General features: G+C 57.9%; 28 protein-coding genes. 18 read left to right on the forward strand and 10 right to left on the reverse strand.

Features of this window, described 5'->3' with window-relative positions:
* Window positions 1-45: 45 nt before the first annotated feature.
* From N4A58_RS00160 to N4A58_RS00175, 4 genes are all read right to left on the reverse strand, one after another.
* Window positions 46-516, reverse strand: coding sequence for a hypothetical protein (locus N4A58_RS00160; protein WP_293706882.1), 471 nt, complete (start codon window positions 514-516; stop codon window positions 46-48).
* A gap of 241 nt (window positions 517-757) precedes the next feature.
* Window positions 758-1,702 (reverse strand): toll/interleukin-1 receptor domain-containing protein, encoded by a 945-nt coding sequence (locus N4A58_RS00165; RefSeq protein WP_293706884.1) that lies wholly within the window; start codon window positions 1,700-1,702, stop codon window positions 758-760.
* 8 nt (window positions 1,703-1,710) lie between these two features.
* The gene (locus N4A58_RS00170) at window positions 1,711-2,019 is read right to left on the reverse strand and encodes a WGR domain-containing protein (protein ID WP_293706886.1); all 309 of its coding nucleotides are present in this window, start codon (window positions 2,017-2,019) and stop codon (window positions 1,711-1,713) included.
* The gene (locus tag N4A58_RS00175) at window positions 2,009-2,827 is read right to left on the reverse strand and encodes a WYL domain-containing protein (protein ID WP_293706888.1); all 819 of its coding nucleotides are present in this window, start codon (window positions 2,825-2,827) and stop codon (window positions 2,009-2,011) included. The genes N4A58_RS00170 and N4A58_RS00175 overlap by 11 nt, the downstream gene beginning before the upstream one ends.
* Window positions 2,828-2,899: 72 nt before the next feature.
* Here N4A58_RS00175 and N4A58_RS00180 point away from each other — a divergent pair, with 72 nt between their 5' ends.
* From N4A58_RS00180 to N4A58_RS00190, 3 genes are all read left to right on the forward strand, one after another.
* On the forward strand, window positions 2,900-4,045 hold the full coding sequence (locus N4A58_RS00180; RefSeq protein WP_293706889.1) for an exonuclease SbcCD subunit D: 1,146 nt from the start codon (window positions 2,900-2,902) through the stop codon (window positions 4,043-4,045).
* Window positions 4,042-7,098 (forward strand): SMC family ATPase, encoded by a 3,057-nt coding sequence (locus tag N4A58_RS00185; RefSeq protein ID WP_293706891.1) that lies wholly within the window; start codon window positions 4,042-4,044, stop codon window positions 7,096-7,098. Before N4A58_RS00180 ends, N4A58_RS00185 begins: the two co-directional genes overlap by 4 nt.
* Window positions 7,099-7,250: 152 nt before the next feature.
* On the forward strand, window positions 7,251-7,403 hold the full coding sequence (locus N4A58_RS00190; RefSeq protein ID WP_293706911.1) for an HNH endonuclease domain-containing protein: 153 nt from the start codon (window positions 7,251-7,253) through the stop codon (window positions 7,401-7,403).
* 77 nt (window positions 7,404-7,480) lie between these two features.
* Here the strand turns inward: N4A58_RS00190 and N4A58_RS00195 are convergent, their stop codons facing one another.
* From N4A58_RS00195 to N4A58_RS00205, 3 genes are read right to left on the reverse strand one after another with little or no spacing between them, the layout of a single operon-like run.
* On the reverse strand, window positions 7,481-9,664 hold the full coding sequence (locus N4A58_RS00195; RefSeq protein WP_293706893.1) for a DEAD/DEAH box helicase: 2,184 nt from the start codon (window positions 9,662-9,664) through the stop codon (window positions 7,481-7,483).
* Between the two features lie 9 nt (window positions 9,665-9,673).
* The gene (locus N4A58_RS00200; RefSeq protein ID WP_293706894.1) at window positions 9,674-10,984 is read right to left on the reverse strand and encodes an ATP-binding protein; all 1,311 of its coding nucleotides are present in this window, start codon (window positions 10,982-10,984) and stop codon (window positions 9,674-9,676) included.
* Window positions 10,971-13,562 (reverse strand): TerB N-terminal domain-containing protein, encoded by a 2,592-nt coding sequence (locus N4A58_RS00205; protein WP_293706896.1) that lies wholly within the window; start codon window positions 13,560-13,562, stop codon window positions 10,971-10,973. Before N4A58_RS00205 ends, N4A58_RS00200 begins: the two co-directional genes overlap by 14 nt.
* 219 nt (window positions 13,563-13,781) lie before the next feature.
* Between N4A58_RS00205 and N4A58_RS00210 the strand changes: the two genes are divergently transcribed.
* Entirely contained in the window at window positions 13,782-14,537 is a 756-nt protein-coding gene (locus tag N4A58_RS00210; protein WP_293706898.1) for a hypothetical protein, read from the forward strand.
* Between the two features lie 114 nt (window positions 14,538-14,651).
* On the opposite strand, the gene N4A58_RS00215 is transcribed toward N4A58_RS00210, so the two are convergent.
* The 3 genes from N4A58_RS00215 to N4A58_RS00225 form a co-directional block, all read right to left on the reverse strand.
* Window positions 14,652-14,882 (reverse strand): hypothetical protein, encoded by a 231-nt coding sequence (locus N4A58_RS00215; RefSeq protein ID WP_293706899.1) that lies wholly within the window; start codon window positions 14,880-14,882, stop codon window positions 14,652-14,654.
* A 172-nt stretch (window positions 14,883-15,054) separates the two neighbouring features.
* A complete protein-coding gene (locus tag N4A58_RS00220; RefSeq protein WP_293706900.1) occupies window positions 15,055-15,312 on the reverse strand; it encodes a helix-turn-helix transcriptional regulator in 258 nt (85 codons plus the stop codon).
* A 124-nt stretch (window positions 15,313-15,436) separates the two neighbouring features.
* Window positions 15,437-15,697: a hypothetical protein gene (locus N4A58_RS00225; RefSeq protein ID WP_293706912.1), complete on the reverse strand. Its 261-nt coding sequence runs from the start codon at window positions 15,695-15,697 to the stop codon at window positions 15,437-15,439.
* Window positions 15,698-15,899: 202 nt separating this feature from the next.
* Here N4A58_RS00225 and N4A58_RS00230 point away from each other — a divergent pair, with 202 nt between their 5' ends.
* The 14 genes from N4A58_RS00230 to N4A58_RS00295 are packed head-to-tail and all read left to right on the forward strand — an operon-like array spanning window position 15,900 to window position 26,333.
* Window positions 15,900-16,253, forward strand: coding sequence for a hypothetical protein (locus N4A58_RS00230; protein WP_293706902.1), 354 nt, complete (start codon window positions 15,900-15,902; stop codon window positions 16,251-16,253).
* A gap of 43 nt (window positions 16,254-16,296) precedes the next feature.
* A complete protein-coding gene (locus N4A58_RS00235) occupies window positions 16,297-16,917 on the forward strand; it encodes a lytic transglycosylase domain-containing protein (RefSeq protein WP_293706903.1) in 621 nt (206 codons plus the stop codon).
* A complete protein-coding gene (locus tag N4A58_RS00240; RefSeq protein WP_293706904.1) occupies window positions 16,914-17,207 on the forward strand; it encodes a TrbC/VirB2 family protein in 294 nt (97 codons plus the stop codon). The genes N4A58_RS00235 and N4A58_RS00240 overlap by 4 nt, the downstream gene beginning before the upstream one ends.
* 12 nt (window positions 17,208-17,219) lie before the next feature.
* Window positions 17,220-17,498 (forward strand): VirB3 family type IV secretion system protein, encoded by a 279-nt coding sequence (locus N4A58_RS00245; RefSeq protein ID WP_293706905.1) that lies wholly within the window; start codon window positions 17,220-17,222, stop codon window positions 17,496-17,498.
* On the forward strand, window positions 17,488-19,863 hold the full coding sequence (locus N4A58_RS00250; RefSeq protein ID WP_293706906.1) for a type IV secretion system protein B4: 2,376 nt from the start codon (window positions 17,488-17,490) through the stop codon (window positions 19,861-19,863). The genes N4A58_RS00245 and N4A58_RS00250 overlap by 11 nt, the downstream gene beginning before the upstream one ends.
* Window positions 19,860-20,027 carry a hypothetical protein gene (locus tag N4A58_RS00255; RefSeq protein WP_293706907.1) on the forward strand — a complete coding sequence of 56 codons (168 nt, stop codon included), beginning with the start codon at window positions 19,860-19,862 and terminating at the stop codon, window positions 20,025-20,027. Before N4A58_RS00250 ends, N4A58_RS00255 begins: the two co-directional genes overlap by 4 nt.
* A complete protein-coding gene (locus N4A58_RS00260; RefSeq protein ID WP_293706908.1) occupies window positions 20,011-21,171 on the forward strand; it encodes a lytic transglycosylase domain-containing protein in 1,161 nt (386 codons plus the stop codon). Before N4A58_RS00255 ends, N4A58_RS00260 begins: the two co-directional genes overlap by 17 nt.
* Window positions 21,171-21,998, forward strand: coding sequence for a type IV secretion system protein (locus N4A58_RS00265; RefSeq protein WP_071974212.1), 828 nt, complete (start codon window positions 21,171-21,173; stop codon window positions 21,996-21,998). The genes N4A58_RS00260 and N4A58_RS00265 overlap by 1 nt, the downstream gene beginning before the upstream one ends.
* 17 nt (window positions 21,999-22,015) lie before the next feature.
* Window positions 22,016-22,678 (forward strand): virB8 family protein, encoded by a 663-nt coding sequence (locus N4A58_RS00270; RefSeq protein ID WP_071974211.1) that lies wholly within the window; start codon window positions 22,016-22,018, stop codon window positions 22,676-22,678.
* Entirely contained in the window at window positions 22,675-23,376 is a 702-nt protein-coding gene (locus N4A58_RS00275; RefSeq protein WP_071974210.1) for a TrbG/VirB9 family P-type conjugative transfer protein, read from the forward strand. Before N4A58_RS00270 ends, N4A58_RS00275 begins: the two co-directional genes overlap by 4 nt.
* Window positions 23,373-24,764: a TrbI/VirB10 family protein gene (locus N4A58_RS00280; protein WP_071974209.1), complete on the forward strand. Its 1,392-nt coding sequence runs from the start codon at window positions 23,373-23,375 to the stop codon at window positions 24,762-24,764. The genes N4A58_RS00275 and N4A58_RS00280 overlap by 4 nt, the downstream gene beginning before the upstream one ends.
* Before the next feature lie 3 nt (window positions 24,765-24,767).
* The gene (locus N4A58_RS00285; protein ID WP_071974208.1) at window positions 24,768-25,766 is read left to right on the forward strand and encodes an ATPase, T2SS/T4P/T4SS family; all 999 of its coding nucleotides are present in this window, start codon (window positions 24,768-24,770) and stop codon (window positions 25,764-25,766) included.
* Window positions 25,753-25,932: a hypothetical protein gene (locus N4A58_RS00290; RefSeq protein WP_071974207.1), complete on the forward strand. Its 180-nt coding sequence runs from the start codon at window positions 25,753-25,755 to the stop codon at window positions 25,930-25,932. Before N4A58_RS00285 ends, N4A58_RS00290 begins: the two co-directional genes overlap by 14 nt.
* On the forward strand, window positions 25,929-26,333 hold the full coding sequence (locus N4A58_RS00295) for a hypothetical protein (protein WP_071974206.1): 405 nt from the start codon (window positions 25,929-25,931) through the stop codon (window positions 26,331-26,333). Before N4A58_RS00290 ends, N4A58_RS00295 begins: the two co-directional genes overlap by 4 nt.
* Window positions 26,334-26,469: the final 136 nt, after the last annotated feature.

Genomic DNA, 26,469 nt, shown 5'->3' on the forward strand with positions numbered 1-26,469 from the left:
TGCCGCAATCCTGATCACTCCCCTCTACCAAGCTCTCGACCGCAGCTAGGGGTTGCCGCTGTCCGGCATCGACCACACAACGCGCGTGTTTTGTCCCTCTCCGACAACGACCTGCCACTTCGTAAACGCTGCCTGATATTCACCTGCTGACGTGAGGTTGTCGTGAAGCGTAATCAGCGTCGAACGCCCAAATGATCCCTCGCTCTTGCCTGCCACAACGAGCCTTGTGTCTATCCTTGTCACAGATAGAAACGGTGCGTCTGTGTTATAAGCGTCAACACAGCTCGTTTCATCTATCTCAATACGAACATCCGGGATGATTAGTCCACCCCAACTCTTGTTCCCCTCGCTTTCAATGAAAAGCGCCTTGTGGTGCCCAGTGAGAAATACTGCCACCGCAGCTTTGTTGGATTGGCCAACAAGCATTGTTTCTTCGTACTTGCTTGTAGGCAAGATCAGGCTAAGCGGCTTTGCATCCTCGATTTTTCCGATTGTGAATTCATATGGCGATAGCATTTTTTCTCTCTAGCTCAAGGTCGTCAGGTGACAAACGTGAAGGTAAAAAACAGTGCCATAGACCTTGGTTCTCCGGTATCCTGATCAATCCCAACCCCGCCGAATGTCGGTGCGGCGGCACTCAGGGCAATGCACTGCACTAGTTGGGCGATCTTCACGACGGGCTTCTCGGCGCTCAGCTTCATCAAGCACATCGGCTTCAAAGCGATGCCCACAATTTTTGCAGCGGAAGCGGGCGCGTTCAGGCATGGGTGATCCCCGCTTGTTCGATAAACTGGTTCCACAGGTATTCGGCCGCTTGCTCAAAGTTTAGCCGCTCTGGTGCGTTCCCGAACATCGCCATAGTGACGACTAGGAACTGCTCGTACTCGTCCGAGGAGACGTTGAACCCGCCATTTGCGGTGTTGTCGCCGGCGTTTTCGTTGAAGGAATAGTAAATATCTCCCAACGCGAATCCTGCGTTTCGGCAGTGCACCGTGATGTGTGCGGTTCCGTGCTGACGACCGCGGTTAACAACCGTGCCGCCAAATGAGTTCGCACCTCGGTCGACAAATCGGCCCCGCAGGCCATCGACCGCATCTATTTCGCTAATCGCCCGTTGGAAATAGTCTTTGATGGTGGCGAACGCCGCATCGCGATACTCTCCACGGTCAATCTCATCAAAGTCACGTTGAACTCGGTAGCGTGGAATGCCGTGTTGCGGTGCAGTCGGCACGAATTCATCCCCTGCAAGTTCGGGAGTTTCAATCTCTACTGCATCAACAATGCGGCGGATCTCCTGCACAACATCAAGATAGGCAGTATTCGCGTTCGCCCATTCAGATATCGGAACACCGTCTTTTGGGATTGCTTTCAGTTGTCGAAGTTGTGGCATCGCTGCCCAATCACACGGTTCGACGATGATCGGCACAACCCGCACTTCCCCAGCGTCATGCCGTTGCAACGCAAACCGCATTTCGTTTTCGACACAATAGTTGGACGCAATAAAATCGGGACTGACCATTAATAGGAATAAGTCGGCTACTTCAAGTTCTTGGTTAATCTCATCGTCCAAAACGTCTCCCGCCAATATTTCGCGGTCGTACCATGTTTCGATCCGGCCTTCCCTTTGAAGGTTGGCAAGATGGACGTGCAAACGGTCAAGCGCGGCTGAATCTTGGTGGGAATAGGATATAAATGCTCGCATTTTCTGGCCTAGTTATCTTTAGTTTCATTTTGTTTTCGCGCAAGCGAAGCGACGAAACCGATGAGATTGTTGTTGGGCGGTTCCCTTGTTTCTATAGGAGCGTAACCTCTTTTCAGTTTCGCTTTGACCAGTTTGGTCATTGCCGAGGACGCATCCATTTCGCTTTGGTACCAATCAAGCCGATGCCGCCCCGAGGTGCCACGTCGACCCCAAAAACGCTCGACGCCTGCGTCACCGAAGATCCCTTTTGTCAGTTGAACGTAATAGAACCTGTTCATATTCACGTCAGGATCGGTTCGTGCCAGATCAACCCTCATGGATCTCATCCTCGGTCATGGCCTCATAGTCACGAGATACACATTTAAGCCGCGGGTTTTCCTGATCGAGGCCCCATCTTCGTTCCGTGTAAAATTCTAACGCTTTGCGAATGCGAATTTCGAGACAATCTCCATCAAAACCAAACTCGATGCGCACGACCCTCTTTTGATCATCCGTTAGATCGTCGTGTGGTTTCAGTTTCAAAATCGCCCAGGAATACCAGTCGTCATCTTTGGGCACATCCGACGCGGCTCGTCGGTTGATGAAAGACCTGGACACATCAATGCGTGAGGGTATGAAATCGCGAAATCCCTGCCGAGTGTAGCACCATGCCCGCAAATGGAGGCGCACACCATCAGAAGCAAAACGGAGTGGCGCAATCCAACGCGTTTCAGGTTCCGGGTCGCGCATGGATTGGTAGACGATCTCGATAGCCTCGTTGGCCAGAACGGCGCGATAAAGAGGTCTAAATACTCGGACATTCTGTGTGCGTTGCAGGTCAGGCAACATATCATACAGAGCCCCGCGTCGACCCCCCAGCAATTCCTCAAGCTCGTCCGTGGAAGCTTCGCCGCTTAGTCGGGAAAAGCGCTCGGTCGCCAGATACCGCTTCGAGGAGGCATCATATTTCAGCGCCTCGCGGCCTGCGGCTTGCAGGTACATCTTGAAGTCCAGCGCCGCTTGCGGGTTCGAGATCCCGAACCGATCGATAAGCGAACTCCGTGTCGCCGCGCCATCCCAAAACAGCAGACGATCAAGGTACTCGAGACGTTCTTTTTGGGCATGTTTAAGGTCGTCAAAAGCCATGTTTCATTCCTACCTTGACTCAGCCAAAATGTCCATCTAAAAATTATACGTATAAAAATTATTGGTGCGAAAATGAGAGTACTTCACACAGCGGACTGGCATCTTGGCAAGACCTTGCGAGGCGTATCACTTCACGAAGATCACGCGTACGTACTCAATCAGATCTTTGAAACGGTCGTGGCTGAACAAGTCGATGTCCTAATCGTCGCGGGTGACGTTTACGACAAGGCCTCTCCATCCGAGGCCGCGATAAAACTCTACAGCGATTTCCTTGAGCGGGTTCATATTGAGACTGAGGCCGCCATTGTGGTGATTGCCGGAAACCACGATTCAGGACAGCGGCTTGGAGCGGCATCGAAGCTCTTTGACCGGAACCGCATCTTAGTGCGCGGTCCTGTCTCGAGCGATGAGTTGCCGCTCGTGCTCGAGGACGGTGCTGGTCCAGTTGCTATCTCTGCGCTTCCATATGCGGAGATTTATGCCGCTCGTCGTGCCTTCGGAGACGAAAGCATCCGCTCGCCAGAAGACGTCTTGCGCGCACAGATCGCTGCAGCCAAGGCGCACGTCCCAGAGACCGCCCGCTGGATTGTCGTCGCCCACGCCTTTGTGACGAATTGCCAACCATCCGAAAGCGAACGGACGCTTTCCGTAGGCACAGTCGAAACCGTGCCAAGCTCCATCTTCGACGGCGCGAACTACGTCGCGCTTGGTCATCTGCATCGCCCGCAGATCGCGGGTCGTGACTCGATCCGATACAGCGGGTCGCCTTTAGCCTTCGGGTTTGACGAGGCCGGAACCACAAAATCCATGACGATCTTCGATCTCAATCCGGATGGACAGATTGTTGACCTTAGAACTGTCGCCTTCGAACCCCTGCGGCACGTGCGAGAGGTGAAAGGACATCTGGCCGATTTGGTCGCCGACGCGGCTAAGCACCCCAGCGACGACTACATCCGTGCAATCTTGCTTGATGAAGGTGCCTTAATCGAGCCGGCCGCTCAACTTCGACCCTACTACCCCAACATCCTGCAGACCCTTCGAGAGAAAGCCCGTGAGCTCGTGATGAGCAGTGCGGGTCGTGCCCAATCCAAGTTAGATGATCCTATCGGCGTGATCGGCGAATTCCTCGAATACGTTCGCGGAGAGGGATCGACGGACCAGGAACTCGAAGTAACCAAGGAAGTGCTGGATCAACCCATTCTGGAGGACACCGAATGAAACCGATCCGTCTGACAATGACCGCGTTCGGGCCTTACGCGGGCACCGAGGTCGTCGACTTTTCAGCTCTCGAAGCGAGTATTTTCGGCATTTATGGGGAAACCGGTGCCGGCAAGACCACGGTGTTTGACGGAATCTCTTTCGCTCTTTTTGGCCAGTCTTCTGGGGCAGAAAGAGCGCCTGAAGATATGGTGTGTCATCATGATCATGCGAAAGATATCACTAAAGTAGAACTGGTCTTTGATCTGGGAGAGGACCGCTACGTCATCCGGCGTATTCCCGTCCAGCAACGCGCTGCGCTTCGCGGTTCCGGCACCACAACGCAGGCACACGAGGCTTATCTCTTCCGGGCGACGGGAATGAAACTCGAGGAAATCTCCGAGGACAATCCAGGTGAAGTACTTGCGGAAAAGAAAGTCGGCCTTGTTGACGCACGGGTCGAAGAGCTTCTCGGATACAATGCGAAACAGTTTCGGCAGATCATCTTGCTGCCGCAAGGGGATTTCCGTCGCATCCTGACTGCCAGTTCAGACGAGCGCTCACCAATCCTGAAACAGCTCTTTGATGTCGGGCTTTACGAGACATTCGCCGCCCAGATTAAGGCCAGGGCAGCCACGCTTTATCGTCAGATCAGCGACGAAAAAATCCGACGCTCAACTCTTCTTGACGATCAGAGCGAAGACCAGCTCTCGCAAGCGATCCAATCAATGATCGATGAGATCGCCGTGCTCGATACGACCATCGAAACTGAAACAAGGGTACTTGAGAAACGTCAAAAAGGCTTGTCTGCGGGCGAGGTACTTGCCCAGAAATTCAAAGCCCTTGCAACCGCACGAGAGGAAGACTTGGAGTTGCAGGCAGAATGCAAAACGATCGATGCCGTGCGCATCCGGCTAAAGCAGGCGCGTGCCGCCCAACACGTTCTAGTTTCCGAGGCGGCACTGCAGACTGCCCGCGACGAAAGCGCCACAGCGGCGGCCCGCGAACACGAGGCAAGAGACAACCTAAAGAGCGCAACCGATGCCATCATGCGGGCACGGGAAACGCTGTCGCGTACCCATATGCAGAAAGAGGAGCGGGAAGACGCACAGGCCAGGGTGTCAGAACTTCAACGTCAACAGGTGACGCTCGATCAATCCAAAGCACTGCTGGAAGAGTTGAATGCTGCGAATTTGACCTCACAAACGGCTGAGGAAGCCAAAGCCGCCGCCGACCAGAAGAACGTAGAAGCCCAACAAGCATTGTCGGCCCTGCGCGACCTGCAAAAGCAGCACCCCCAACACGTACGCGCGCTTCAGGAAGCAACAACCGCAATGAGCGCACTTGACGCAGAGTCGCAAGCCCTGGATCAGTTTGAGACTGCCGTTCTCAAGCGGGACCGTCAGTCAAAGGAGGTGGATCGCCTCTCGATCCAGCATGACGAGGCGCTTGAACAACTTGAGGCAGCCAAAGCGGCCTTTGAGCATGCGGAACAGGACTTAACCGAAATTCAGGCGCTTCACATCGCCCGAAAACTGAAGCCAGGCGAGCCCTGCCCAGCCTGCGGAGCCCTAAACCACCCCGATCCCGCCAGCGGGGATCCAGAGCGTCGTGGTCGGCATGATGAATTCGAGCGAGCAGGTAAGATACTGCGCTCCGCCGAGAACGACGAGCTTGAAGCCAGAACCACGTTGGCGGCGGCGAAAGCTACGCTTGTCGAGCGGCAAAATGAGGTGGATGCGCTTGAACGCCCCAAGAGAGATCGCGTGGCACTGGCCCCGATCCTCTTGGCGGCACGCGAGGAGAAAACTGCGCTCGAAGCTGATAACAGATTTGCGGATCTCGAGGGTGAGATTTCTTCCGCCGAAGCTTTCGCCAGCAATGCAGCCCAAGCACTAGAAAACGCAAAGTCGGCCGAATCGGATGCCAAAGGTGTCGAGGTCCGGGCACAGACCGCCTATGACACGACGCTCAAAGGCGTACCCGATGAGCTGCGCCCCGTGAACGCGCTTTCTGAAGCGCTCTCGGCAGCTATTGCAAAGCACGACGAACTGGCCGCCGATCATGAAGCTGCCGTTGCCGACGAAAAGGATGCGGCCGTTGTCTTCAGCGCAGCCGAGGAAGCCGCAAAGATCGCGCAGAACGGTGTCGCAAAAACATCCGAGGGCTTGAAGAAAGCACAAGGTGAATTCTTCGGCCAACTCGAAAAAGTCGGGCTGAGCGAGGAGGCTTTCCAGGCAGCAAAAGACGATGTTGCCCAGTACTCCGTTCTAGAGGCACAGATAAGCGACTACGAAAATCGTGTTGCAGCAATTACCGCACGGCTTCGTGGATTGACGGAGGACATCGGGGATCAGCCCACTCCTGATCTCTCCTTGCTGACCAAGGCTCGAAATGAAGCGCGGGCAGCGTTGGAACAGAGCCGGGATGCCCAGTCTCGCCTGAAAAACGAACTCGACGGACGGCAACAGGTGCTAGGTCAAGTTCAGCGCCTGACCACGCAAATCAATGACCTTGAGAAAGAGTATGGGCCCGTTGGTGGGCTTTCGGACCTGGTCAACGGAAATAACGATCGGAAAGTACGTCTCCCGGATTTTGCCATCGCTGCAATGTTTGACGAAGTGCTTTTGGCTGCCAATCACCGTCTCGGGCCAATGACTGAAGGGCGATATCAATTGATGCGGCCCGAAGTCACCGGTGGCGGCCGTCAAAAACAAGGTTTGGAAATCTCTGTCTTCGACGGGAACACTGAAAAATCAAGACCTACAAAGACCCTGTCAGGGGGGGAGGGGTTCCAGGCATCGCTTGCACTTGCCCTTGGACTTTCAGACGTTGTTCAGCGCAACAGCGGTGGCATCAAGCTGGACGCGATCTTCATCGACGAGGGCTTCGGAACACTCGACGAGGACACGCTGAATACCGCTCTCGAGACGCTTTATGACCTCACCAACGACATGCGTTCGGTCGGTTTGATCTCCCACACCGAACAGGTGAAGACCATGATCACCGAAGGCTTCGATATCGAGATCACGCCGACCGGCTCCCACATTCACCCACGAAGAAACGCTGCCTAACGAAAGGAAAATTTATGCCCTATTCAAACAACTGGAAAGCTCAGCACGCATGGGCCAAAGCGCCCCGCGTCAAGGGAAAAAACCCAAACCTCTATCGCAGGGATAGCCAGGGTAACGTAATCTACAAACCGGCCTATGGCAGAAACAGCCCTATGGGTTGGCAAGTCGACCACATCTGGCCGAAGTCAAAGGGCGGAACCAACGCGCGGAGAAACCTCCAGGCGCTACAAACTCGTGCCAACCAGCGAAAGTCTAACAAAACACTTACACGCACAAAGTCACCCTATCGGAAACGTAGTTGGTAAACCTACGGAAACTGGCGAAGATTTTGCGATGCCGAAAAAACGCAAAAAGCCTGATACGAAAGCCATTTGCGGCTCCTTCAGATAGTTGCTTTCTGCGCTCGCAAATCTGAACAAAGGCTTTGCAAGCAGGAGCGGTCTACCCGCGCGGAAAGTGCATCCAATTTCAATAGATCAGGAGTGAGGTAGGAGTGATACTTCTCAAAAATCAGGTTCGGCGAATGGGCGAACAAATCAGGGGTCGCTGCGTTGGCCATTTCTGATAGCACCTGATCCAGAGTTTGCTCTGCTTCACCGGATTCAACCAGCAGAAACCCATCGTGCTGAGTTATCTGAAAGCCCTCGGCACCTAACGCCATTGCCAAAGTAGTGGTTTTCACTGTGCCGCAGCGTGTTGCTAGAATCCAAGCTCCGTCACCCATTTCGACAACAGGCGTTTCAGCAAATCTCCACCGCTCAAAGTTGGCCCGTGCCTCGCTAAGCAGGCGAAGGGATATCTTGTCCATGTAGCTTGGCTCAACCTCTCCCTCCAGAACGTCAAACATCTTTTCGATGACGCGATCATGGATCATGCCAGGGTCGCCGCCGAATAGTGGCGGAACCCCTGCCTTTGCGGGCTTCACAAGGATGACTTTCTCCAGATCATGAATTTCCTGCACGACCCACCTGCGCCCCGAGAAGATCAGAAGCATTCCAGGTGTCAGAATATTGTCGATCGGCAATGTGCCCAGTTCCTTGCCATCGGCAACAAGGCGGAATTCCTCGGGCGTCTTGAATACTGCATAGAAGCTATAGTGCTCGACAATTCGCTCGCCTGCCGCACCGAGCAACAGCAAGCCGTCAGAGGATTGTTCTATCAATTCAGCCTCAGGTCGCCCCATTGCCCGGAGAACGTCCAGAAACAACCCGGTGTCCACCCGCCGGAACGGTCCTTCCTGACAAAGGACGCGATACAGCCTGTTTGCCTGCGCACCGCCTCTCTCAGCAATTACCGACAGGATCTGATGCACCAACGTGGAAAGATGGAGGGCCTCAGGTCTTGGTGGCTCACACCAGCCCTCCAGCAATAGCTCGATCATGGCAATCGCGCGGATCAGTCCGAGGCGGAGTTGATCGACAAAGCTGCTTTCGCTATCCAATCTGGCCTCAACCGAATATTGGCGCAGGATTGCAGGCTGCCCTTCGCGGCGCCCGGAACGTCCCAGCCGTTGACGCAGGGCTGCCACGCTGAACGGAGCACCTACCTGGGCCACACAGGCCACGTCACCAATGTCGATGCCCAGTTCCAACGTCGAGGTGCAAACGGCGGTTGTTGGAAGGTTCGCATCTTTCAGGCGTTTCTCGACAAAGTCCCGATGTTCCCGTGCGAGACTTGCGTGATGCGGGTAGAACTCCTGCGGCAAATGAGCCTTTTCACAGAGGTTGCGCAACCGGTCGGCATAGATTTCGACCCATTGTCGCGCTCCGGCAAACACCAAGTTGTCACTACCGCGTAAGTGCTTGAACAAGTGCTCGGACACCGCATCCGTGGCAGATGGCGCGTCTTCATCCTCACCGCCGGACACATAACCGCGCAGCTGCAGGAGCAGCTCGGCCTCTCCACCTTTGGCCTCGATCAGCTGCACAGCCTCTGCATTATCAGGTCGCAAATACGCGCTCGCCATATTCATGTCACCGAGCGTAGCCGACAGCCCGACACGCCGGATCGGACGCTTCACGGCTATCTCCAGTCGTGTCAACAAAGAGCGCATCTGAACACCGCGCTCGCTGTCCAGAACGCTGTGCAACTCGTCGATCACAACCGCCCGCGTGGCTCCAAACAGGCGCGGGATTTCCAACCCCCGGCGCACGAACAGCGCTTCCAGGGATTCAGGCGTGATCAGCAGGATGCCCCTGGGGGCCTTTAGGGCTCGCGCCTTCACGCTGCCCGACACGTCCCCATGCCAGGGGTAGACAGGCAAACCGGCCTCTCGGCAGATGTCTTCGAGCCGCATCGCCTGATCGGTGATCAGCGCCTTCAGCGGCCCGATATAAACCAGATCGAACCCGTCGCGCTCCGACGGAGCGTCCAGAACCTGCGAGATCAGGGGCAAGAAGGCAGCCTCGGTTTTGCCGCCCGCGGTCGAGGCTGAAACGATCAGGTCGGCATTGCCATCCATGACCACATGAACCGAATCCGCCTGTATCTGGCGCAGTTCCCGCCAGCCTTTGGAGCGCACCCATTTTTGAACCGGACGTGCCAGCTTGTCGAAGGCAGAACTCATTGCACCAGATCAGAGCTTGAAACTGACCAGATCGTCGTCGCCCTCGGCTGGCTGTGACCCGGTTGCCTCGTCAATATCACTCATATCATCGCCCTGATCGTTAGCCACGTCCAGATCATCGATCAGGTCCGACCATTCCACACCGGGGTTTTGCTCAAGCACCGCAAGCAGGTTGACGAAAGCTGTCACAGTGTTGCGCGGGGTACGGAAATACGCTTCGCCTATCCGCTCGGAACAATGGGTCATGAAGGCTTCCAGCGCGGTATCGGGCAAGGCTGTGTCTTCGCCCTGCATCACCCGGCGCACATTGGCCAGCAGAACGAACAGATCTTCGGGGGTCAGGCTGGCCAGACGGATTACAGGGCCGGAAAGATCCACAAGTCCCTCGCGGGCAAAGGTGTTTTCCGCTAATCGCGATTGCAGAGCCTCATAGCTGTAAAGTCCCCGGCGCGTGTTCATCAGAAACTCGGGCGTTCCGCCCATCAGGAAGCCCAGATTCTCAGCGCTGCCTTGCAGAACATCGTTCAAGATGCGCAGGATTTGCTCGTAATTGGCATTGCGGGCCTGCGATGAGGTGAGCTTGTAGAGGTTCACCATCTCATCCATGCCCACGAGCAGCCCTTTGTATCCGGCCTCGACCACAAAGGCGGACATCAACTTGAGATGGTCATAAACGCTGGCGTCATTGATGATCGTGCGCACCCCAAGCGCCTTGCGGGCGTCGGTGCGGGTGGCGAACTCACCGCGCAACCAGCGTAGGGCCGAGGACTTCAACTCCTCGTCCCCGTTTTCATGCCCCTCCCAATAGCGGCGGATAACCTCCGCAAACTCGAACCCGCCGGTCAGTTCCTCAAAATGGGCCAGCTTCTCACGGATCACATTGCCAGTGGGCAGATCGCGAGCCTCAGCCTCTCGATGGGCGGTTGATACAAATCGCTCCACAACACTGGCCAACGCCCCGCCATCAGGCTTGGTCCGGGTCGATAGGTTCCGCGCCATTTCAGCGTAAAGCCCTCGCGCCTGCCCGCCGGTCGCGTGAATGCGACGATCCGGGGCTAGGTCGGCGAACATCACCACCAGCCCTTTTTCCAGCGCAACAAGGCGGATCAGGTTCATAAAGAATGTCTTGCCCGAGCCATACTCACCGATGATGAAGCGGATCGCAGACCCACCATCCGCAAGGCGATCCATGTCCTTGACCAGTTCCTCGATCTCGCGCACCCGTCCGACCTGAATATGCCGCAGCCCCAGCTTGGGCACGACACCCGCCCGCAGGGCCTGAACAATTGCATCGCGTTCACGGGGTTTAAGCCTCGACATGGGGCATCTCCTCTTCAAATTTCTTTTTCAACTGCGCGGCCAGGTCGGGCGAAACGTCGTAACCATCATATTCATCCAGCAGCGCCTCATCATAGGTGTCATAGGCCCATTCATTGATGTCTTCGATGGCACCCGAAGCAAGAAGCCCTGCAGCGCGGCATAACTCCTCGAACGCTTCTTCCGTCCAATGATCCTGAGCGATCAGGGCTTTTACCAGATGCGAGTGCTTGGCGTCCAAACCACCAAGAATCGTTTCATCCGGCTCAGCGTCCTCGGGCACCTCCGGCGTATCATCGAAAATTTCCCCCAATACCGAAGAGACCCGCGCGGTGTCGGATTGGATGGCCGCGATCCGAGCGGCATCCAGCTTTGGCAGCCCGGAAGAGGCTTCATCAGGAATGGTCTCTCCCGAAGCACCGGGTTCAGCGGCGCGAACTCGCACCGGGCCGTCACTGACATCCCCGGCATGAAGGTCAGAATAGACCAAGGCCGGGTCCAGCCCCAACGCCTTGTAGATCTTCTCGATGCCAGCTACCTCCTCGGATTGGATCATGCCATCCGCATGGGCTGCCGCAACCAATGCCGACCTGATCGACGCCATGGCCTCTGGCCCAGTGTCCTTGAGCTTGCGCCGGAGCAAAGCCACGTCCGGCGCAACTGCCAGCATCCATTCCACATTCGCAGCAAGGCGGCGGTATTCCTGCCCACTCAACCCATCTACGTCCGTGGCCTTGGCCAACAACGACTTCCTTTCACTTTCTGTAATCTGCCCATCTGCATGTGCCACAAACGATCCCAACGCAGCCTCGACCAACGCGGCGCGGTAGTCATCAGACACGTTTTCCAGCTGCCCGACAGATTCACCCAACTCAAACAACACCACAGGTTCATCCAGCTTGGGTGAGCGCAGAGCGAACCGAGGGTCCGGGGCAAAGCCATAGCCGATCCGTGCCAACGCATCCGCTGCGCCGGTGAGGATACGCTTGCTCAATTTCTCTGGCCGCGTTCCTTCAAGGCGTTCAACAACGTCGAGAACAGGGATTAAACCACCACAACCAACACGATCCGCAGCCCAAGTCTTGAGTCTTTCCAATTCTTCGCTGGGAAACAGCTCCCACAATTCCTGAGGCAAAAGGGCTTGTGCCTCTACGCTACCCCGTCCATCGGGGTTCCGCCCGAGATAACGGCTGAGCTTGTCGAGATCGTCCATGACCTCATCTGCGATTTCCTGTGCGATCTCGACGGGTTTTCTAAGTCCAGAAATATCTGGTACCTTGGCTCCATCCAACGTGGGTTCAATTTGCGCCTGAAATTCACTTGATGCGGATTGATAGGTGGATTTAAGCGATTTACGCGGCTTGTTCACCTTGAGCCCCTCAGGAAACCGCTCTTCAAACCGCAGCCTGAATAGAGCGTGGAACTCTTCTACACAACGTGTCGCAGGTGTGCGCAATCGGCGCTCAGGATGGCACAATAGCCAACTGAGAGCCCAATCTGCCGAAAGGAGTTCTCCGCGCCCCACGCGGCTCCCGATTGCGACTTTCAACGACAGGGGCAGTTCCCAGCCTCGGTAGTCGAAAACCGGCTCCAAATCGCTATCGTCGTTCACTAGTGATAATTGCGCTAGCTGAATGAATTCCCCCAAATACCGCTGCACCGAGCCGTTATCCGGATAGAGACTTTTCAAACGCCGGACTTCCTGCAAGATTTCCCGCTTTTCAGCATCTAAGGGTTGGTCCAAAACGAAACGGCGCTCCAATCCATAGAAATAGAGGAACATGTAGCCCGGATCATATGATGGATCGGAACGTCCACCTGCCAGCCAATCCAAATAGGTTGCCCGGCACTGCGATGGGATTTCCGAGTAGCCAGGCCAATAGGGCATGTAGTTCCCCACCTTGTCGGTGCCTTCACGGGCGACAGACAGGGAGGGGTCAATGTAGGCCCGGCACTTGTCCCGATAACCATAGTCGTTCAAGCGCGGCGGCGTGCCGACATAAATCATTCCGCCAATCTCTCGCCCGCCGATACTGACAGATTCAGATGACGGAACCCATCCGGCGCGTCGGGTGGCTTTGCGGGTGGCGCTTCTCGCGCGTTCCTTCCTGTCAGCGACTTGAGAGAGATCCGCTGACGACGCTCTACCTGCCTTTACAATGGCGGCATAGTCCTGCTTGGGCGGCTGATATTTTGGCTTATTTTCATCCACTGGTGTGTGCAGGCTACGAGAGGAATCCGAAAGGATGGCGTCGCGATTGCGTTCCATCAATGCCTGTTCTCGCCTCTTGGCTCGCTCGTTTTGGTCTCGTCGATCACGCCGTTCCGCCTTGGTTTGTGGTTTGGGTGATCTTCGTGCCAGTTCGGCATCCGCTCGAGGAATGTCGTCTTTTGATTGTGACTGCCGATTTGCTCGCCTTTTCTCGCCCCACCAAACCATCGCAATTGGCGTCCCGAACGAAAACAGCATCTGTGCGCCATCGGGCCAGTTTTGAAAAATGGTCGTCACAGCAATCATGCAGAGGACGAAATACAAAATGAGAAAGAAAACTATCCTGAATACTTTTATGATCATCGACATCTTAAACGAACCTTTTCGATCACCCTAAGTCGCAGGAGATCGTTTGCAACAGCTATCGCTTAAGTTGCTGAGTGTTTCCTCGGAAAGCACCACTACATATGCTCAGCTTGGCGCGAGGTCATTTACTTAACATAATAAATCTTACGCGCCGATATACTTTCAGTTGCGATAGTATATTTTCGCATGTATGTTTGGAGTCGCCTTCCGAGGAGCCAAAGCATGCATCTCCCTTTCAAAACCCTCGTTTTCCCGTTGGCGGCGACCCTGGCGCTTGTCGCCGTGTCGCTTCCCACCCGCGCCAAGGCACAGACCTACCCGATTGATTGCGCGATCCTGCTTTGCTTGTCCGGCGGTTGGCCCGCATCCGTTCCCTGTGCGCGAGCCCGCGCCGAATTCATTCGCCGGATCACGCCGTGGCCTGTGGAACCGCCATTGCAGATTTGGCGCTGCCCGATGGGCGCTTCGTATGAGATCGAGCGACACCCGCGTGACACAATTCGGTTCTTCGACGCCCTGTATCACGAAGATGCCAATCCACAGCGCCAGTCCTTCGCCGAGATCGATCATGCTTCTGTTGCTTCGCTGACAGATGCTGTCCGGCGCCACGGCGATGACGCCACCGGCCATGTGCCTCCAGATTTCGCACTACGTCTCGTTCAGGATCGTGCGGATATCGACATCAGCGGGCCGGAATTCAATTTCGTGCGGTCTATCCGCGTCTTTGACGTGCGATATGCTTGGCAGCGTGAATCTCCTCGAGATGGTGACTGCTACCGCAGTGCGGCGGTCTTCCTCGGCACCTACGGTACCCAAGGTGACTTCTCCTGGCGGAGATCTTCCACCTCTGGCCTTCCCTCGGCACATGAAGGTCTGGACCAATGGGAGGATCGTTGCCCCAGCATCTATCATCGGTCCGTCTTCGTGGACTGGCGCGACTATGAGGGCAATTATGGTTTCGAACAGGTGAATTACTGACCCACGGGAATCCAACCTCGATCTGGAAGGTCTCGTTCAATCTTGAGCAAGCTGCCTCTCGGTCTGCACACCAGCTCCAGCCAAACACGCTCACTTTTCACAGCGCGATCCCAATCAGTGCCCGCTGTCGCGACGCCCAATCCTCTTCAGGCCATCGAAGTCGATTTCGCGCTTCTCTGCATCACCTAGATCCGGCCGGATAGCAGATATTGGCTGTGGGCCGTTGACGTCCCACCGCACTGCAAGAGCACCTGTATTCCAGCGATACACCCAACCGACCACGCTCCGCTCGTCCATCCCGATCAAATTGGCGATCGCGACGCCTTCCACCTCGACTTCGTGCACTGATTACTGACTTTCTTTTCTGGGGTGAACCGAATTGCAGCGCGGAAATTCCTGTGCGCGAACTGCTTTCGCATCACGGTCTTCGTTTATTTCTGATTGGCTAAAACCTGTCACGACAGCGATTTTTGCATCGGGATTCAAGGATCCAGGCGTAGCTAATTTTTCATTGGGTTCAAATCCTGTGGTCGGGCTCGGTGGCGGCCTCCACGGTCGCAAGCAATTCGAACGCATCGAACCCGATGGCGCGGGCCAACACAATGAACTCCACAACATCGATCCGGCGCTCACCGCTTTCAATGCGTGCCACAAATGATTGGTGGTGCTTGAGCTTCGCTGCCAGGTCTTTCTGACTGAGACCTGCCTTTTTCCGGGCGTCGACCAACGCCCGGCAGAGTGCCGCTTGTCCATTGGTTCTGATTGTTTTCGCCACGCGTCACACACCTTTCGTGACGTCGCTAGCGGAAGAAATCCGTTATCTAAAAAGTGGATATTTGCGGGCGTTATCGATGTCGTCTTTTCACGAAGTGCAAGTCTGGTGTACCCTGCGCCGCCCATCAATCCCCCACCAGTTGCAGGAACCTGCCGTAGTCTTCACTGACCTCGTGCGCTTCCTCGAAGGCGCGGGCGCGTTCCACTTCCAGGCAGCGGAAGTATTCCTGGATGTCGCGAATGTAGGCCTCGAAGTCCCGCCGGATGATGTCAGCGTAGTCTCTGGCGGCTTGCGAATCGGCTGGAACAAATGGACGGGTCGGCGCGAGACAGGAGCCTGCAAGACTTACACCCGGAAAGAGAATGAGTATGGCCCAAGCCTGCAATGAGAGCAGGTTTCTCAACCGGAGGTTTCTGAAACCCCTATTTTCCTTGATAGACGCCAATGGCCGTGCCTAGAGTTTGAGTAACCGAGATACAGCCGTATCTGTCGCAATATATCTTGCGGTCACTAATATACTATCGTAACTCTGAGCTTCAAGTAGGAATGCCCGGATGTTGCGCCTTTGAGAAAGCGTGAGCCGGGCCATGAACTGGGACATCGAAGCACCAAATGTGGTTACGGAAGCACGTTTCCGCGAACTCGTGGAAAGTGGCTATAGCGCTGAAATCCTGTGCCAGGCGTCTGCGCACAAGAAGGGCCCGAGCTATTACGGGCTCTGGGTCATGCGCGTCGTCTCCGACGAAGGCGTGGAAAAGCTCCTGGTCACCGCGCGTACACGGACCACGTATAACGACATCAAGATCCGCGAGTTCAAGACGATCACTGGCGTGGTGTCCTTCCTCATCGGCATCGGCTTCTCCCATGCCGACGTGCCTCTCGAAGAAGGCCAGAAGACCTCGCACAAGCTTGTCTCGCAGGACAAAGGCAGCAGCGGCTAGCTTTCTCCTTTCCTGGCTTCTGGCCGCGCCTGCACCCGCACAGATGGTGCTGGTCATGGAGAGCGACGGATCGCTCCGGCCCTCGCAATCCCAGCACCGGTTTTCGCGCAACTACAATGACGGGATCGGCCAGGGCTCGGCCGCTGACGGTCTGCGTATCTTCGGTGACACTGAACCCACCGAACAGGGTGGCGCGGTCCGGGTCGCCGCTGTTGCACCCATGGCTCCGGTTGCACGCCCGGACATACTCGCTGCCATCCAGGAGACAGGCCTGCGCTATGCAAGCCATGGCGGCCTTCGCGTTGCAGACATCTCGGTCACCGACTGGCTGAACCTCTATCGCGCCAATATCGAGATCGAGAGCGCCTACAATCCGCGCGCCATCTCCCATGCCGGGGCGATTGGCCTTGGACAACTGATGCCCGCGACAGCGAAGACGCTTGGTGTTGACCCGAATGACTGGCGTCAAAACCTCGATGGATCGGCCCGCTACCTCGCGATGATGCTGAAAGAGTTCGGTGATCCGCGCCTGGCGCTGGCCGCCTACAATGCCGGTCCCGACGCGGTGCGGCAATACAAGGGCATTCCCCCTTACCGAGAAACCCAAAACCATGTGGCCCGCGTCCTTGCCGTCGTGGCCCGTCTGGAAGGAAAGAACTTATGAAGAACTACACCTCTCTATTCATAGCCGCATTGGCGGTTTGCCTCATCGCCGCGGAACCGGCTTTGGCCCAAAGCATCGATCTTTCCCCGATCCAGAGCCTGCTGCAGGGGATCGTCGACGCGCTCACCGGCCCGCTCGGTATCGTCATCGCCACCCTTGCCGTCATCGGTGTCTTCCTCAGCTGGTTCTTCAACATCATCGACCTGCGCCAGGCGCTCTGGGTTCTGGTCGGCATCGCAGGTGTTGCGGCCGCACCGACAATCGTTGCTGCCGTTTGGGGCGGGGCCTGAGGGCTTGGATTGATGGCCAAGCGATCCCCTCTCTTCCTGGGCCTTGTGCGCCCGCCGAAGCTTCTTGGGCTACCGATCATGTATGCCATGGTCTGGCTTTTCGGCACGGTGCTCCTGTTCGTCTGGACGCAGCAAATCGTGGTGCTCGGGATCGCTGCCATACTCTATCCCATCCTGTGGAAGGCCGCGGATTGGGATCCACGTTTCATCGACGTGATGCTGACGGCCTTGCAAGAAACCCCACCGACGCGAAACCGGGCGATCCACGGGGGCGACAGCTATGCGCCATAGTATAGCCCTGGACGACACCATCGATGACCGCACGCTGATGCCGGAGTGGTACGCGCGCGAAAAACACCTCGCGCATATGCTGCCTTACGTCAGCCTGGTCGATGACAACACGGTCCGCACACGGGTCAACGAGCTCTTCCAATGCATCCGTCTCGGCGGTGTGAACAGCTATACCAGTGACGACACCTATCTCGACAAGGTGACCGCGCTCTTTGCCCGAATCATCGCCCAGCTGGGGCCTGAGTTCAGCTATTATGTGCACAAGGTCTCGAAGTCGATCGCCCCGGATTTGCTCCCTGTCCGGGGTGAGAGCTTCGCGGCGGCGGTGGATGAGGCCTGGCAGGCAAAACTGGGGACTGCCGGCCTCCGGGACAAGACCCTGACGCTGACCGTCATCCACCGCCCGCCGCCCAAGAGCTTTCTCGGGTTCGTGAACCGTTCTGCACCGGAACGGTTCAAGGAAGAGACAGCGAAGCGCATCAGACGCCTCAAGGAAGCGGTCGGCGTCTTCACCTCGGGCCTCGCCGAGCTCAAACCCCGCATCCTTTCTGCAGCCTCCGGCGAACTCGTGGGCTTCCTCGGCGCGCTAAACACCGGTCGCGAACTGCCGCTCTACCCGGCCAACCGGTTTGGGTTTCTTGCCTACAATGTCGCCAACACCCGCGTGACCTTCTTTGAGGATCATTTCGAACTCTCGGACGGCGTCGCGGGCCATCGCTACGGTAAAAGCTTCACCATCGGAGAATATGCCGAGGCCACCACCTGCACCATGTTCGACATGCTGAACCTGCCGGTCGACATGATCGTCACCCACTCCTTCACCCCGATCAATTCGAACCTGATGGCGGGGCGGATCAAGCGACAGAAACGCCAGATGCAGGCCTCCCAGGATGCCGCCCTCTCACTCCTCGAGGCGCTCGATATCGAGCATGACGATCTCGAAGCCAAGCGCCAAAGCTTTGGCGAGCACCACATGGTGATCACCGTGTTCTGCGACAGCCTCGACGAGCTGCAAACCCTCGGCGCCGAAATCGTCAACGCCGCTGCCGCCGAGGGCGTGAAGATGATCGGCGAGCGGATGGCGGCCAAGTCGCATTATTTCAGCCAGCATCCCGGCAACCAGCCGAAGCGTGTTCGCGCTAGTGCTGTCACCAACCGCAATTTCGCGGATTTTGCGGCGCTGCATCGCACCCAGCTCGGCAAGGAAAAACACCAGCTGCCCTGGGGCCAGGAGATCACACTCTTTCCGACCCCGGAACAAAGCGCCTACCGCTTCTCCTATCACGAACAGGGATCGCCCGACAAAGAACCCACCGGCGGGCACACCCTCATTCTCGGTCGACCCGGCTCCGGCAAGTCCGTCCTTTCGGCCTTCCTGATGACCCAAGCCCGCCGCATCGGCGCCCGCATCTTTGTCTTCGACTACCGGCTCGGCATGGAAATGGCGGTACGCGCCAATGGTGGGCGCTATGCCTCAATCAAAGCGGGCCAGGCGACCGGCCTCAACCCCCTCTGGACCGAGATCGACGACCGGGGTGCCGCCTGGCTTTCCGATTGGCTAGCCTCGCTTCTTTACCGTTCAGACAAACCCCTTACGCCCGCCCAGACAAATCGCATTCAGGAGGTGGTTCGTCAAAACGCCACCGCAACCGACCCTGCCCTGCGGAACTGGAAGGATTTTGCGTCGCTCTTTGTCTCCACCGACGACAATGGCGATCTGCACCAGCGGCTGCTCGAGTGGACCGAGGATGGCCGCTACGGCTGGATCTTCGGCCAAAGCCTCGAAGACACCTTCTCGCTCGAAGGCGATGTCGTTGGCTTCGATCTCACCGGCATTCTTGACAGCGAAAGCGAGAAGGAACGCATGGCGGTGCTCTCTTATCTCTTCCGCCGCATCGAACGTGAGATCGAAGACCGCCGGCCCACGATCATCGTGATCGACGAGGCCTGGAAGGCGCTCGACAATGAATACTTCGCCGAGCGGCTGTCGAACTGGCTGGTGACCGCGCGGAAGCAAAACACGGTCGCGGTGATGATGACGCAATATGCCAGCCAACTCGAACGCACGCGCACCGGCAAGACCATTATCGAAGCGGTGCCGACGCAGATCCTGCTCCCGAACATCCGGGCGCATGCCTCCGACTACGCGATGCTGAACCTTTTCGAGAAGGAACTCGACGTCTTGCTCAACACCGGCAGCGCCAGCCGCCTGGCGCTTATTCGCGACGATAGCGGCTCCGTGGTTGTTGACGCCGATCTTTCTGCCCTTGGTCCTTACCTCACCATCCTTGGCGGCATGGAAAAAGGCGAGGCGCTTGTGGGCGCGGACTATCGCGACCGAACCGACTTTTGGAGACAATCATGATCCGCTTTCTCATCTTCCTGGCCGTATTCGGCGCGTTGGCATCCTGCGCGCAATACCAGGAACCCGAAGCCAACTGTTTCGCGTTCCGCGCCTCAGCCACACCAGGCGAACCGGACTGCATCTTCACGCCGCTTGGTGCACCGGAGGATGGCGTTGAAGTTTAAGCTCTCCCTTGTCCTGCTCATTTCCCTGCTGCCCGCTGCCGCCCTTGCCCAGGGTGTCCCGGTCAATGACAGCGGGCTGACCGCGCGTGATATCGTCGAAACCGGCGATCGTGAGGCCGATCTCGCCGTTCAGCGCGAGAAGCTGACGGTGGAAGAGCAGCTGACTGAGATCGAGCAGGAGCAACTGGCCGTCCTGCGACGTATCCTCGAGGCGCAGACCAGCTTCGGCGGCATAGGCGTGTCCGGCATGGTCTCAAATCTGGAAGGTGGCAGCGGAAACGCGGATCGCTCGGTCCTCGCCGTCTATGGCTCGGGTGATGTCGATCCCAACCCCGGCGGCGCGCAGATGTTCGGGGATGCGGCGGCAAACATTGAGCAGCTGATCATCCGGGTCGCCCGGGAAACACATGGGCGGCCCGGGGTCGGCCGTGCGGGCCTTTCCGTCGTGCAATGGCGCGCCCTGTTGCAGGCGCTCATCTGGCAGGAGAGCCGCTTCTCCATCGGCGCCCGCTCGCATGTCGGTGCCTACGGCCTCACCCAGATCATGCCGGGCACGGCCAGCGATCTCGGCATCAACCCAGGCTATTATGACAGCCCCTATCTTCAGGTCGAAGGCGGAGCGCGCTATCTCGCGGCACAGCTCAACACCTTTGATGGCAACATCATCAACGCGCTTGCGGCCTATAACGCCGGCCCGGGTCGCGTGATCGAATACGGTGGTGTGCCGCCCTTCAAGGAAACCCGGCACTACGTCACGGTCATCCCGGAGCGCTACAACCTCTACCTGGCGCGGATCGGCGGGATCGAAGCGCTTGGTACGATCGACCCTGCCCTCCTGGCCAATGCCAATCTCTCGCTCACCGGCCATGGCGCCGCCTTCTATGGCAACAACGCGCCCGCCGCGATCCAGCAAGCCGCGCTGCGCATCCAGGACATCGTCACCCGCGTCGGCAGCACGTCGGATGTTCAGGAGAGCATGGCGCTCAACACCTATGCCCGCTCAGAGCTGGTCCGTCTGATAGCTGCGCGCATTCGACTGAAGGCAGCGCGCACACAGCCCCTCACCGCGGCCCAGCTCGCCCAAGCCGCCGCCCACATGGCCGAGGGCAATTACATGGAATTCACATTGGAGGATTTGGATTGATGTTTTGGTCACGTCGTTTCCCGCAGTTTCTGCGCAGTGCGTCACTTGTCAGCACCATCGCGATTGGCAGCTGTTTCTTCACCAGCACTCCGGGCCAGGCCCAGGGTGTGCCGGTCGTCGACACCCAGAACATCACCCAGAATATCCAGCAGCTTCGGCAGATGATCGAAGATGAAATCCTGCAGAACGAGCAGCTCACGCAACTTCGCGAACAGCTGGCCACACTCAGGGATCAACTCGCGGAGCTGCAACGCACCTATGAGGCGCTGACACGCCTCGCCGAGCTACCCGAGATTATCCGAACTCAGATGGAAGAGGAGCTGAACGGTCTCCTTGATCGGGAGTTCGGGGACATCATCGCAACCATCGAAGCAATCAAGACCGGCGACTTCTCCAGGCTCACAGGCTCCGGGGCCAGCAAGATCGAAACCCAGATGGACCGGGTGCTGGCCGATCTCGGCTTCGATGATGATACGCTCCGCGAGATGGCCACCAGCGGCAATGCAAGCGCCAACCGTATCGCGACGCAGGCGACCACCGGCGCCCTGGTCTCGGCCGCGGCCCAGAACAGCTACGACGATGCCGGGCAATCACTCGAGCGCGTTGATCGGCTCGTGGGCCTCATCGACGACATGGATGAGCTCAAGGAAAGCGTCGATCTCAACACCCGCGTCACGGCAGAGCTGGCCATCGCGCTTGTGGCCATGTGGCAGCTTGAAGCGGTGCAGACGGTGGGCGATGGCACCGGCGGTGTGATCGACGCCGCCACCATCGCCGAGGAGCAGCGCTTCATGGAGTTCACCCTCCCCACCCTACGTGCGGACTAATTCGAAACGTCAAAAGGATGACGAGTTTGGACGAAGAAACGGCCATCATCGAAGAAGAACTGGTCTACGGCGCCCTGCGCCGGGAACGGCTCTGGCAACGCCTCGGACTCCTGGGGCTGATCTTCGGCATCCTTGGCTGCCTCGGTGCTGCCGCGGTTGCGATCCTCGATGTGGATCCGCCACCCGTCGTCGTGCCCTACGATCCCAACACCGGCTTTGCTCTGCCCGAGGCCTCAGTTGGCGCCACCACCGTCACGGAAAACCAGGCCATCATCGAGGCGGAGGTCTTCCGCTATGTGACCGATCGTGAGGTCTATAACCAGCTCGACAATGATGTGCGCATCAGAAGCGTGCTGCGACGCTCGGACGGAGCCGCGCAGGCCTCTTTGCGCCAAATCTGGAACTCGGCGAACGCGCAATACCCGCCGACCGTCTATGGACCGAACGCAAGGCTTGAGGTCGAGATCCTCAGCATCAATCGGATCGGCAACAACCGGGCGAGCGTTCGGTTGCGCAAACGCCTGACCTCCATCAATGGCGTTCAGGCTGGGCTGTTCACGGCGACGATGCTCTTCGAGTTCCGCCCCGAGACCCGCCGCACCATCGATGAGGTCTGGACCAACCCCTTTGGATTTACCGTCATCGAGTATTCGATCCGCTCGGACAGATTGGAGAACTGAATTTGCGCCCCTTGAGTTTCATTCTAGTACTGGCGGTTCTTGTCCCCACTCTTGCCTTAGCCGAAGCTATTCCGCGCGGCGGCCCAAAGGACCGGCGCGTGCGGATCGCAACCTACCAGGAGGGACAGGTCTACCGGCTCAGCGTTTCGTTGACCCATGTCACCACCATCGAGTTTGGCGAGGGTGAAAGCATCCGGTCGATCATCGCTGGCGATACGGAAGGCTTCGAGATCGACGGCGTGCCGGGCGGGCGGGCCTTCGCCATCAAGCCGCTGGCCCGCGGTGTGCACACCAACGTCACGGTCTACACCAATCGCCGCAGCTACTATTTCAACGTGAATGAGGCCTCGAGCCCGACCTTCTACGTGGTCCAGTTCCGCTACCCTCAGGACAACCGCCGGGCGGCGGGTGCGATCGCACGTGCGGCGCCGAACTACAATTACGGCGCCAGTGCGCGTTCCGAGTTCACCCCGACGCGGATCTGGGATGACGGGACCTTCACCTATTTTGCCTTCCCGCGAAACGCACCGGTGCCCGGCATCTTCCGCTATGCGAACGGCCGTGAGCGCACGGTGAACACCGCCGTCGTGGAAGATGGCGCCATCCGAGTCTCCGGCGTGAGCCGCCAATGGGTGCTGCGGCTCGGCGAGGAAGTGGTTTGCATCGAAGCGACGACACCCTCGGGAGCGGGCTCATGAGCGACAATAACGCCGATCTTGAACAGCGCCTCGCCGCCTTGGAACAGGGCAACCCACGTCATGGGCCCGTTCAGAGGCGTCGATCGCCACTGCTCGCACTCCTCATTGTTGGATTGATCCTCGCCGGTGGTGCGCTGCTCTACCTCGTGTCAACGCCCGAGGAAGAGATCGCCCTGCCAACGGCGACGCCAGACGAGTTCCAATCCGAAGGGGATGGCTTTGGCGAGATCGAACCCTTTGTCCCACCCCCTGCCCCCGAACCGGAAATTGTCGTGGTTACGCCCGACCCGGTCGAACCCAATGCCGAGCTGCTTGCCCAGATCAAAGCCCTCCAGACCCAGATCGAGGAACTGAAGACCGCGCCGGAACCCGTGGTCGAGGAAGACACGGCTGCCGCAGATGCCATCGATGCGCTGACCGCGCAGATCGCGGCCTTGCAGGCGGCGTCAGAGGGAGCACAGGAACAATTCCGAGAGGAGCTTGCCGCCCGCGACCGGGCGATGCAGCAGTTGCGTACGGACCTGGAACTGGCTCGACTCGAGGCCAGCAAACCAACCCCTGCCCCGCTGGGCCCCTCTGAGGATGAGCTTCGTGCCCGGGAGGCGGAGCGTTTAGCCCGCGAAGAAGAAGCTCGGCGCATGGCGGAACTGCAGCGCCGCGCGGATGAGGAACGTGCCTTCCAGGAACGTCGGATTGCTTCGCCGGTTATTGCATTTGGAGGAACTGGCGGTGCCAATACCGGCGAGACGGCACTTTCCGAGCGCAGCTTTGGCGAAGTGACGGATTTCGTGCAGAATGGTGCACTGCCCAGCACCGTGACCCAGGCCGAGGTGATCGCCAACCCCTCGAACACCGTCATCCAGGGCACGATGATCCAGGCCGTGATGGAAACCGCCCTCGACAGCTCCCTGCCCGGCCAAACCCGTGCCATCATCTCCGAAGATGTCTTCAGCTTTGATGGCACGCGGCTGCTGATCCCGCGCGGCTCGCGTCTCATCGGCCGTTACCGGTCCGGCATCGAGATATCGCAGCGCCGCGTCACCATCGCCTGGGACCGAATTATCCTGCCTGACAATCAATCCATCCAGATCAGTGCTTTCGGGGGCGATGAATTGGGCCGGTCCGGCGTGACCGGATTTGTCGACACACGCTTTGCCCAACGCTTCGGCTCGGCCGCGCTCATCTCGATCATCTCCGCAGCCCCAAGCGCTGCCGCAGCCCAGGTCGAAAATGAAACCACAGCCGAAGTGCTCGAGGACGTTGGCGATGATCTGGCTGATGCCACCGATTCCGTGATCGGCGAATACCTCTCCATCGGCCCGGTCATCCATATCGATCAGGGTGCGCGCGTCACCGTCATGGTAGATCGTGATCTGGAGATCTTCTGACCCATGACGCTCTCCTATCTCCAGGCCTCGCTCGACAAGCTGCGGGATGCCGCCCGCGATGATGTGATCGAGATTTGCATCAATCCCGACGGCACCTGCTGGGGAGAATTCCAAGGCGACCATTTCATGCGAGTGTTGGACCAACGCCTTTCCGCCACAGAAGTCAAAGACCTCGGCAACCAGATCGCGTCCTCTGCCAGCACGACCATGAGCAAGGACAAACCCATCGTCTCGGTCTCGATCACCTATCGCGACCGGCCCATCCGCGCCCAGGTGGTGACGCCACCCGCCGTGCTTTCGGGCATGTCAATCTCGCTGCGCTTCTTCTCGAGCCTGCCGCTGGATCGGATTGAACTGAAGTTCCTCTACGGCGAGGAGCGCAAGCTCGAAGAGTTGCGACAGGAGAAGAACCGCGCTCTACGGGAAGTGGTGACCGCGGAAGACATCAACGATGCGCTGAAATTCTGCGTCGACAACAAGCTCAACATGATCGTCTCCGGTGGCACCTCAACCGGCAAGACCGTCGCCGCGCGCAAGATCCTGTCCCATGTTGGCGACGAGGAGCGGATCGTTACCATCGAGGAGGCCGCCGAACTTCTGCCCTCCCAACCAAATGCGGTCACCCTGATCGCCAATCGCGATGCGGAGTTCCAGACCGCCGATGTGCTTCTGACGGCAACCCTTCGCATGCGGCCCGACCGGATCATCCTCGGCGAGGTGCGCGGCAAGGAGGCCATGACCTTCCTCGAGGCCATCAACACCGGTCACGGCGGCTCGATGACCACGCTTCATGCCGAGACGCCGCAACTCGCCGTGCAGCGCCTGGCCATTGCCGCGCTCAAGACCGAGATCCCAATGACCTACCAGGACATGGTCCAATACATCGAAAGCTCGATCGACGTGATCATTCAGGCTGGTCGCGAAGATGGCGCACGCGGCATCACCGAATTCTATCTCCCCGGGACCAACACAAGCGGAGGCACCATCAATGAAGCAGTTTGAATACGACATCCTGTTCTTCGAAGTGAGGAAACAGAAGGACTTTGGCGAGATGCGCCGCATCCTGAACGAACGAGGTGCGGAAGGCTGGGAGGTCATCACGGCTGAGGCGGGTGACTACGGCTACACGACCTTCGTGAAACGCGAGATCACCGAGACGTCGAAATGAGGAAGGTCATCACCGTTGCATGTTTGCTGGGGCTTTGTTACGCGACACCCGGAACGGCCGAGCGCAACCTGATCCCTACGCTCGACAACCAACCCGATGTTTGCTCGGAACAGCCCCTCGAGCCGGAGTGGATGCAAAACATCGAAATGCGGGAGTCCTACAAGCGTCTCCTGGTTCAGCAAATCTACCGGGCAGAAAGCATGCAACGCATTGTTGATGCGCAGAGCTGCGAATGCGCCACACGCTATCCGCCCTGGGAGGCGGTCGAAGGCGTCTTCTTCGAGCGCTACGCGGCTTCAGAGTATTGGGATGTCGTCGAGGCAACATCGGAATACCGCAAGCGGGCAAACGAACTTCGGCGTGAGGCAATGCCGATTTGTGAAGCCGAAGGCAACTGGTAACCGTTCATGAGCGTCGTCACCTACTTCGTAGAAACAGCTGAAGGCTATCTTGACACGGCCGCAGAGACACAATTCGGCGCAGTGGCCGCGACAGTTGGCACATTGCTGGTTGTCGGAACGACGCTTGTGGTCATCC

This window comes from Donghicola sp. (assembly GCF_025210255.1).
GTDB classification, from domain to species: Bacteria; Pseudomonadota; Alphaproteobacteria; order Rhodobacterales; family Rhodobacteraceae; genus Donghicola; species Donghicola eburneus.

What these genes read in the sequence shown, in the direction of transcription:
- N4A58_RS00260 (WP_293706908.1), top strand. Translation starts at nt 20,011, where the DNA reads ATGGCGTTGAAGTTTAAGCTCTCCCTTGTCCTGCTCATTTCCCTGCTG.
- N4A58_RS00290 (WP_071974207.1), top strand. Translation starts at nt 25,753, where the DNA reads ATGAAGCAGTTTGAATACGACATCCTGTTCTTCGAAGTGAGGAAACAG.
- N4A58_RS00230 (WP_293706902.1), top strand. Translation starts at nt 15,900, where the DNA reads ATGAACTGGGACATCGAAGCACCAAATGTGGTTACGGAAGCACGTTTC.
- N4A58_RS00265 (WP_071974212.1), top strand. Translation starts at nt 21,171, where the DNA reads ATGTTTTGGTCACGTCGTTTCCCGCAGTTTCTGCGCAGTGCGTCACTT.
- N4A58_RS00270 (WP_071974211.1), top strand. Translation starts at nt 22,016, where the DNA reads ATGACGAGTTTGGACGAAGAAACGGCCATCATCGAAGAAGAACTGGTC.
- N4A58_RS00205 (WP_293706896.1), bottom strand. Translation starts at nt 13,562, where the DNA reads ATGTCGATGATCATAAAAGTATTCAGGATAGTTTTCTTTCTCATTTTG.
- N4A58_RS00295 (WP_071974206.1), top strand. Translation starts at nt 25,929, where the DNA reads ATGAGGAAGGTCATCACCGTTGCATGTTTGCTGGGGCTTTGTTACGCG.
- N4A58_RS00240 (WP_293706904.1), top strand. Translation starts at nt 16,914, where the DNA reads ATGAAGAACTACACCTCTCTATTCATAGCCGCATTGGCGGTTTGCCTC.
- N4A58_RS00160 (WP_293706882.1), bottom strand. Translation starts at nt 516, where the DNA reads ATGCTATCGCCATATGAATTCACAATCGGAAAAATCGAGGATGCAAAG.
- N4A58_RS00200 (WP_293706894.1), bottom strand. Translation starts at nt 10,984, where the DNA reads ATGTCGAGGCTTAAACCCCGTGAACGCGATGCAATTGTTCAGGCCCTG.
- N4A58_RS00245 (WP_293706905.1), top strand. Translation starts at nt 17,220, where the DNA reads ATGGCCAAGCGATCCCCTCTCTTCCTGGGCCTTGTGCGCCCGCCGAAG.
- N4A58_RS00210 (WP_293706898.1), top strand. Translation starts at nt 13,782, where the DNA reads ATGCATCTCCCTTTCAAAACCCTCGTTTTCCCGTTGGCGGCGACCCTG.
- N4A58_RS00165 (WP_293706884.1), bottom strand. Translation starts at nt 1,702, where the DNA reads ATGCGAGCATTTATATCCTATTCCCACCAAGATTCAGCCGCGCTTGAC.
- N4A58_RS00250 (WP_293706906.1), top strand. Translation starts at nt 17,488, where the DNA reads ATGCGCCATAGTATAGCCCTGGACGACACCATCGATGACCGCACGCTG.
- N4A58_RS00285 (WP_071974208.1), top strand. Translation starts at nt 24,768, where the DNA reads ATGACGCTCTCCTATCTCCAGGCCTCGCTCGACAAGCTGCGGGATGCC.
- N4A58_RS00185 (WP_293706891.1), top strand. Translation starts at nt 4,042, where the DNA reads ATGAAACCGATCCGTCTGACAATGACCGCGTTCGGGCCTTACGCGGGC.
- N4A58_RS00235 (WP_293706903.1), top strand. Translation starts at nt 16,297, where the DNA reads ATGGTGCTGGTCATGGAGAGCGACGGATCGCTCCGGCCCTCGCAATCC.
- N4A58_RS00195 (WP_293706893.1), bottom strand. Translation starts at nt 9,664, where the DNA reads ATGAGTTCTGCCTTCGACAAGCTGGCACGTCCGGTTCAAAAATGGGTG.
- N4A58_RS00175 (WP_293706888.1), bottom strand. Translation starts at nt 2,827, where the DNA reads ATGGCTTTTGACGACCTTAAACATGCCCAAAAAGAACGTCTCGAGTAC.
- N4A58_RS00180 (WP_293706889.1), top strand. Translation starts at nt 2,900, where the DNA reads ATGAGAGTACTTCACACAGCGGACTGGCATCTTGGCAAGACCTTGCGA.
- N4A58_RS00255 (WP_293706907.1), top strand. Translation starts at nt 19,860, where the DNA reads ATGATCCGCTTTCTCATCTTCCTGGCCGTATTCGGCGCGTTGGCATCC.
- N4A58_RS00280 (WP_071974209.1), top strand. Translation starts at nt 23,373, where the DNA reads ATGAGCGACAATAACGCCGATCTTGAACAGCGCCTCGCCGCCTTGGAA.
- N4A58_RS00190 (WP_293706911.1), top strand. Translation starts at nt 7,251, where the DNA reads ATGGGTTGGCAAGTCGACCACATCTGGCCGAAGTCAAAGGGCGGAACC.
- N4A58_RS00170 (WP_293706886.1), bottom strand. Translation starts at nt 2,019, where the DNA reads ATGAGGGTTGATCTGGCACGAACCGATCCTGACGTGAATATGAACAGG.